The 7,440-nt window shown below is 44.3% G+C and carries 5 protein-coding genes; 3 read left to right on the forward strand and 2 right to left on the reverse strand.

From position 1 onward, the window contains the following. Positions 1-112: 112 nt before the first annotated feature. Positions 113-1,480: a gluconate:H+ symporter gene (locus IV55_RS05940; protein ID WP_371858886.1), complete on the forward strand. Its 1,368-nt coding sequence runs from the start codon at positions 113-115 to the stop codon at positions 1,478-1,480. A 282-nt stretch (positions 1,481-1,762) separates the two neighbouring features. Then, the gene (locus IV55_RS05945) at positions 1,763-3,118 is read left to right on the forward strand and encodes a gluconate:H+ symporter (protein WP_057810548.1); all 1,356 of its coding nucleotides are present in this window, start codon (positions 1,763-1,765) and stop codon (positions 3,116-3,118) included. Positions 3,119-3,330: 212 nt separating this feature from the next. Here IV55_RS05945 and IV55_RS05950 read toward each other — a convergent pair whose 3' ends face one another. After that, a complete protein-coding gene (locus IV55_RS05950; protein ID WP_057810332.1) occupies positions 3,331-5,136 on the reverse strand; it encodes a DUF2207 domain-containing protein in 1,806 nt (601 codons plus the stop codon). 185 nt (positions 5,137-5,321) lie between these two features. Between IV55_RS05950 and IV55_RS05955 the strand changes: the two genes are divergently transcribed. Next, entirely contained in the window at positions 5,322-5,849 is a 528-nt protein-coding gene (locus IV55_RS05955; RefSeq protein WP_057810334.1) for a helix-turn-helix domain-containing protein, read from the forward strand. A 60-nt stretch (positions 5,850-5,909) separates the two neighbouring features. On the opposite strand, the gene rlmD is transcribed toward IV55_RS05955, so the two are convergent. After that, complete coding sequence (gene rlmD, locus IV55_RS05960) at positions 5,910-7,280, reverse strand: 23S rRNA (uracil(1939)-C(5))-methyltransferase RlmD (RefSeq protein WP_057810336.1); 1,371 nt, start codon at positions 7,278-7,280, stop codon at positions 5,910-5,912. Positions 7,281-7,440: the final 160 nt, after the last annotated feature.

The raw sequence follows: 7,440 nt of genomic DNA on the forward strand, positions 1-7,440 counted from the left end.
ATCAGGTTATGCTGACAAATTTGTCCAAAAATTCGGATTAAATTTGCAATCTACCTATTGTCATTCTCGTAGGTTATTACTATTTTTGTATTTGAGAAAGGAGTTTCACATCATGACAGGAGTTATGCCTTTTGTGGTGTTGTTCTTGGGAATTGCACTTTTACTAGTTCTCATTATTCGTTTCAAGATCAACACCTTCCTTGCCTTAGTTATCACTGCTGTGCTTGTTGCCCTTGGTCTCGGCATGCCAATGGACAAGATTGCACTTTCTGTACAAACCGGGATTGGTAGCCAACTTGGTGAACTATCAATCGTCTTCGGATTCGGGGCCATGCTAGGTCGGTTAGTTGCCGACGCCGGTGGTGCTTATCGAATTGCCACAACTTTAATCAATAAGTTTGGTAAGAAGCGATTACAATTAGCCATCGTGTTAGCTTCATTTATCATCGGGATTGCTCTCTTCTTTGAAGTTGGGATGGTTCTGTTGATTCCAATCGTCTTCGCCATTGCGGTTGAAGCCGAAGTGCCAATTCTTTACTTAGGTATTTCCATGGCAACTGCTTTGTCAGTTACCCACGGATTCTTACCACCTCACCCAGCACCAGTTGCTATTTCCGCAGCCTTACACGCTAACGTTGGTCGGGTGTTACTCTTCGGGATTATCATTGCAATTCCAACGGTGTACATTGCTGGGCCATTGTTCACACGTCTTGCACAACGCTACGCACCTTCTGCGTTTGAACGTAAAGGTAACTTGTCTTCATTTGGTGAAATCAAACAGTTTAAGATCGATGAAACACCTAGTTTCGGATCAGCCGTTTTGACATCATTATTCCCAGTTATCTTCATGGCCATCACAACGCTTTACCAATTAATCTTTACAAATGGTGAATTACCTAAGCACCCATCTTCATTGGATCAATTCATCGCTTTCATTGGTAGTCCAAGTATCGCTATGATTTTGTCACTATGCTTTGCAATGTGGTCCATGGGTTGGCGTCGTAACCGTCCAACCAAGGACATTATGACTTCCATGGAAAACGCCGTGAAGTCAATTGCCATGCTTCTGTTAGTTATCGGTGGTGGTGGTGCGTTCAAGCAAGTCTTGATCGACGGTGGCGTTGGTAAAGCCGTTGCCACAATGTTCATCCACACAAACTTCAGCCCATTACTATTAGGTTGGTTAGTTGCCGTTATCTTACGGATCGCCCTTGGTTCAGCAACCGTTGCAGCTTTAACCGCTGCCGGAATTGTTGCTCCACTGATGGCACAAGCTGGTGTTGACCCTGCCTTGATGGTTATCGCCATCGGTTCTGGTTCACTTGCTGCTTCTCACGTGAATGATGCTGGTTTCTGGATGTTCCGTGAATACTTTGACTTAACTGTTAAGCAAACATTGAGCATTTGGACCGTTCTAGAAAGTATTATCTCGGTCGTGGGGATCATTGGCGTCATGTTGTTAAATGTTGTATTCCATTAATTAAAACGATTATTTTTAAGCGTTGGGGACATAAGTATCTTGTCCCCAACGCTTTTTTGATTTACGAACTCAAATAGTGAAAGCGTGGGCCAAAAGGAAACTCGCAGATGTGCGCAATCGTTTGCAATCCATTATTTAATCGAACGATAAGCGTTTTACAAGCTGTAAAAAGTTTACACAAATTCCACAAAAACGGTTTCACAATAAAAATGAAACGAGTACAATGGTCGGAGTTGGTTTTTCAAACTTACAACTGCATTTGAGAGGAAAGTTTACATTATGATGCCCTTTATTGTCTTGATTCTTGGAATCGCCTTACTTTTGGTGCTGATCATCCAGTTCAAGCTAAATACCTTCGTATCATTGATTGTTACGTCGATTTTAGTTGCACTAGGACTTGGCATGAACCCTGCCGCTATTGCCCTATCTATTAAAACCGGGATTGGTAGTTCACTTGGTGAATTAACAATCGTCTTTGGTTTTGGTGCGATGATTGGCCGTTTAGTATCAGATTCTGGTGGTTCCTACAGAATTGCTAAAACCTTGATCGGTGCCTTTGGTAAGAAGCGTTTGCAACTTGCCATCGTGGTCGCCTCCTTCATCATCGGAATGTCATTATTCTTTGAAGTTGGCTTAGTCTTACTGACACCAATCGTCTTCGCCGTTGCTTTGGAAGCTGAAGTGCCGTTTGTTTACCTTGGTATTTCCATGGCGACCGCACTGTCAGCAACACAAGGCTTCTTGCCTCCACAGCCAGCGCCAACTGCTGTTTCATCAGCATTAGGTGCTAGCACTGGAAATGTGCTGTTACTTGGGATTATCGTCGCAATTCCCTGTGTGATTGTCGCTGGACCATTATTTACCAAAGTTATTCAACGCTTCGAACCAGATGTTTTTGTGATCAAAAAAGAACTACCTGCCTTCGGTGAAGTGAAGGAATACAACCTTGACGAAACGCCTAGCTTTGGCTTAGCAGCTTTGACTTCATTGTTCCCTGTTATCTTCATGGCCATTTCAACGGTTTACACGATGGTCGCACTGGGCGGTGTTAAGCCTGCACATCCACATGGATTGGCCTCTGTTATGATCATGCTCGGTGACCCAGTTATCGCCATGGTTATTTCATTGCTATTTGCCATTTGGTCCATGGGCTTTAGTCGTGGTCGGACAATGAAACAAATTAGTGGCACGATGGAAGAAGCCATCAAATCAATTGCCATGTTACTGATGGTTATCGGTGGTGGTGCCGCCTTCAAACAAATCTTAATCGATGGTGGTGTTGGTAAAGCCGTTCAACAAATGATGGCTAACTCTAGCTTGTCACCACTGATTCTCGGTTGGTTGATGGCCGTTATCCTCCGTGTTGCATTAGGTTCTGCCACCGTTGCCGGTATGACAGCCGCTGGTCTGGTTGTACCATTAATGCATGCTTCAGGTGCCGATCCTGCCTTGATGGCTTTAGCCATTGGCGCTGGTTCACTAGCAGCGTCACACGTTAACGATGCCGGATTCTGGATGTTCTCTGAATACTTTGACTTAACTGTTAAGCAAACATTGAGTATTTGGACCGTGTTAGAAACAATTATTTCTGTTGTTGGATTGTTGATGGTACTGTTGTTGAACGTTGTATTACATTAATTGAAATTAAAAAAGGCTCAGGATATGGACGGAAGTTTTGCTTCCGCACGTATTCTGAGCCTTTTGTTTGGTTCTTGTTTCATTTTATATTGTCTAAACGGGCTCCCAGCCCCTGCCTCCTGTGCAGAACCAAGCCGCTGTCCGTGGCTAAAGCCACTACCACCGTCTCCGTTCTTGCTCGGAGCCACCCTGGGCTGATCGCCCTCTGCTCTTTAAAACGCGCCTCCGCCTGAGCCGCCTCCGAAACCGCCGGAACTGCCACCGGAGAAGCCACCTGAACCGCCACTGGTGCTCGATAGATTACTTGCACTTGATGAAATGGCTGACGATAAACCACCTTGGAAACCACTGTCGAAGTCACTAGCGAAACCAGGACCAAAGTATAGTGGGAAGATGAGACCAGTCCCAACTAACGCCTCTGTCCCAAAGTCAGTCGCCAACGCATCGGTAACTTGCTTAGCAAGACCAAAAGCTGCCGCATATGGCAAAATTTGTTCCCATAAGACCAAGTCGCCCACTTTCGCCGTATTGAAATGACCGACATCCTTTAACATCCGCTTGAAACCATTCAGTTCATTCAGTAACTGTGCGCCCTCATCAGTGTACTGATTGATTCGACGCCGCTGCCAGATTGCAGTAACCCATACGCCAATGACTACCAAACCAGAAATAATCAACAATGATGCTCGTAACGACACTGGTAGATAAAAGATCAATAACACCGCTAAAGCTGCTAGTGCGGACACGACAACGCCTAACACGAGCCACCAACGGCGCAATGCCACATTATGCGCATCTAAATATGTTTGCCGTTGATCTTCCACATCACTTTGCCAAGCATCATAACGTTTCGTTAAGCGCCCCTCCTTATCCTTTTTACCGAAGTGTTTGACAGCTTTCATCGTCACCGATTCACCATCACCAACATCATTAATCAAAAATTTGAGTACTTTATTTGATAACTTCCCAACTTGCGTCAATCGGAATGTTTTTTCTTCAGGTTCTATTTTTAGCTCTCGTTGATTAACAGCGACCAGCATCTCTCCTGTTAGACCATGGACGTCGGGGATGCGGCCATTGGTCAACCCTTCAGCCAAAGCTGGTGCAACTCTTGGCACATCATACCAATGATCGATTGGCACAGTGGGTTTCCGTCGATTGGCAGGTCGACGCCACAAATACATGCCTGTACCGCCAAGCAAGCCTACGACAATCGCTGCCAGGGTTCCCAACATTACTTTTGTTGTTTTCACAGCATTTTTACGTTGTGCATTCGCTTTTTCAGCCAGTGACCGTTCTTCTTTTTGGACAGCTACCTTCTTTTTTTCATTAACGATTCGCGGATTAGCGGCGGTTACACTTGTCGGAAATAGCAAGTCGCTCTCGATAAATGATTCTTCTGGATTTTGCGCAACTGTCAGTGTAATACGACCGTTTTTCTTATCAACGGTTGTTTGACCATCTGTCGGTCCATGCGTCCAAGCCTGCAATTTATCAATATTTGTCTCTGGTAGCTGAATGACAACACGTACATTATGTAACGGTACCGACCACCCGTCGCCAACGATCTTCCAGTTCAACCGCGCGGTATCCGCATAATTGGTGACAACGCCATGTAAGCGATAGCGATACGTAAAGGTCGCCCTCTGTTCGCTAATCTTGTGAAACACCTTTAGCAACAAGGCATCCTGAGTCTTGGTAACCTTCACTGTGTTGTTTTGCTCATCACTAGTCACTGGTAAGTTTATTTCGCGCCCATTCTTCCCCTTAACGGATACTGTCGGGTCGTCTACGCCAGCAATACCACCTAGCGTTTGTTTATATGTAACCCCGTGAAAATCACCATCAAAATTATAAGTTACATGCTGCGTTAAATCTGCATCACCATTTTTCAGCACGTTCACATGCACATCGTATTTGGTTATATCGTAGCCATCTGCACGACCAACGATTCCTAAACCTAACATGAAGATAATGGTTGTCACGATCATTAACCACCACTGTGTTTGTTTTTTCATGACCAATCCTCCATTACCTTCATCCATTGCCGAAATGCATTTTCTTATGCTTAAGTTGATTTTATCATCAATCATCTACAGGCGACACTTGTTTGTTTTATCGTGATCTTATCAGTGTGCACCCATAAAGTGCTTTCCTTTAACGCGTGTTGTCTCGTACACTAAAACTAGAAAAGGAGCACATCATGAATCTAGCTGAATGTTTAAAACAAGCACGGATTGACCGCGGGTTATCACAAGCTGAGGTCGCCGACAAACTCAACATTGCGCGACAATCCATCTCTAAATGGGAAACCGGTCGAACATTACCTGACTTAGAAAACTTAATTCGTCTGAGTGACTTATTTGATTTATCACTGGACAATTTAATCAAGGGAGATGTTAGTATGCGCGACAAAATTAGTCATGATCGGCAGCGCTATATCTTCGCTAAAATTTTTATTACCATCTTCATAATTGCATTGGTACTGACTGCCATTATTTATGCCAGTTTAGCGGCCACAACACCGCCGTTGGAGGCTCGCTTCATGGGTTACCTGCCCTGGTTGATCATGTTAGTCATTCCTTGTATTTGTCTCGGTTGGTTAGGTTGGCACTATTACCCACACTTTTCTCGCCGCAGCAAAGTCGTACTCATCGTGGGACTTGCTGGAACAATCGCCGGCATCATGCTGTTATTGATTTCAGCTTTCATCTATAACGCTTCGTTTTAATCAAAAAACGCATCTAAAGTCACGACAATCGTGATTTTAGATGCGTTATTTTGATATCAATTAATCTTTAACTAATGCGACGACAGATTCAATGCTGGTCGTTTGTGGGAACTGATCAACTGGTTGCACAGCGCCTTCCAAGTGATAGCCCTTTTCCATAAACAATTGTACATCACGAACCAATGTTGCTGGATTACAGCTAACATAAACGATTCGACTTGGTTGTGCGTCGGTTGCTGCGGTGATAAATTCAGGTGCCAGACCCTTACGAGGTGGATCAACCATGATAACATCTGGTTGAAGACCAGCTTCATGCCAGCGTTCCATTTGGGTTTCAGCCTTGGCAACTTTGAACTCAACGTTATCAATACCATTCAAGTTTGCATTCGTCTTAGCATCACTAATCGCATCCTGCACGATTTCGACCCCATAGACTTGCTTGGCATGTTTAGCAACGGCCAGTGAAATCGTTCCGATACCACAATAAGCATCGACGACGTTTTCTTTACCGGCCAACTGTGCCTTCTCAATGGCCAAGTTATACAATCTTTCAGTTTGTTGCGGGTTAACTTGATAGAAAGAATGTGCTGAAATTTCAAACGTCAAGCCCATCAATTGGTCATGGATAACTGAACTACCAAAGTGAATCCGGTCTGTTTGACCGAGCAACACGTTGGTCCGTGCAGAGTTAACGTTTTGAATAATGCTCTTTACTTCAGGCAAAGCCTTCGTGATCTCTTCTACCAATTCATTAACCATCGATAGTTTATGTGTCCGCGTAACGATAACAACCATCATTTCATGACTATAATACCCACGACGAACCATCACGGTCTTCACAACACCCGTGTTTGTTTCTTCATCGTATGCGTCGATATGGAAACGACGTAATAAATCACGAACGACAACGATTGCTTTATCAATTTCAGGATCCTGAATGTAAAAATCTTCGATTGGCACAACATCATGTGACCCACGCTTATAAAAACCGGTCTCTAACTGTCCACGAATCTCACGGACAGGGACCTGTGCTTTATTCCGGTAATGGTAAGGCGTTTCCATACCAATGGTTTCGTTTACCTTCACGTCGTCTAAATGTGCTTTGGCGAACAGAGCTTCTACCTGATGCTGCTTAAAGGCTAATTGGCCTGGGTAACTCAAATGTTGTAATGGTGCAATCCCTGTCTGGGTGTACGCCACATCAATGTTATTGACCCGGTCAGGGCTTTCCTTGATGAACTTAACCACGCGACCAAAGGCGTATGACTTTGCGACTTTGGTCACGGACAGTTCAACTTCTTCGCCAGGTAAGGCGTTGGTAATAAAGATTGGGAAGTCTTCAATCTTGGCAACACCCATGCCTTGGTACGTTAAATCGACAATGGTAGCTGTATAGTTCTTGTTCTTTTCAACTGGTGCTGTAAACTTCATGAATTAATCCTTTCGACTGTTGCGACGGTCACTAAAAAATTGGAACTGTAACAGTATAGCACATGCACTGTGTGGAACCTATTTTCGGAGGTAACTTTACTTTAGTGTCTCCGACAAAACAGGATAACAGTGAGCTCACTGCGTTCGCAGGCGGAAAACT

Origin of the sequence: Furfurilactobacillus siliginis, from assembly GCF_001437435.1 — a bacterium.
Classification (GTDB): Bacteria; Bacillota; Bacilli; order Lactobacillales; family Lactobacillaceae; genus Furfurilactobacillus; species Furfurilactobacillus siliginis.

What these genes read in the sequence shown, in the direction of transcription:
- IV55_RS05940 (WP_371858886.1), top strand. Translation starts at nt 113, where the DNA reads ATGACAGGAGTTATGCCTTTTGTGGTGTTGTTCTTGGGAATTGCACTT.
- IV55_RS05945 (WP_057810548.1), top strand. Translation starts at nt 1,763, where the DNA reads ATGCCCTTTATTGTCTTGATTCTTGGAATCGCCTTACTTTTGGTGCTG.
- IV55_RS05950 (WP_057810332.1), bottom strand. Translation starts at nt 5,136, where the DNA reads ATGAAAAAACAAACACAGTGGTGGTTAATGATCGTGACAACCATTATC.
- IV55_RS05955 (WP_057810334.1), top strand. Translation starts at nt 5,322, where the DNA reads ATGAATCTAGCTGAATGTTTAAAACAAGCACGGATTGACCGCGGGTTA.
- rlmD (WP_057810336.1), bottom strand. Translation starts at nt 7,280, where the DNA reads ATGAAGTTTACAGCACCAGTTGAAAAGAACAAGAACTATACAGCTACC.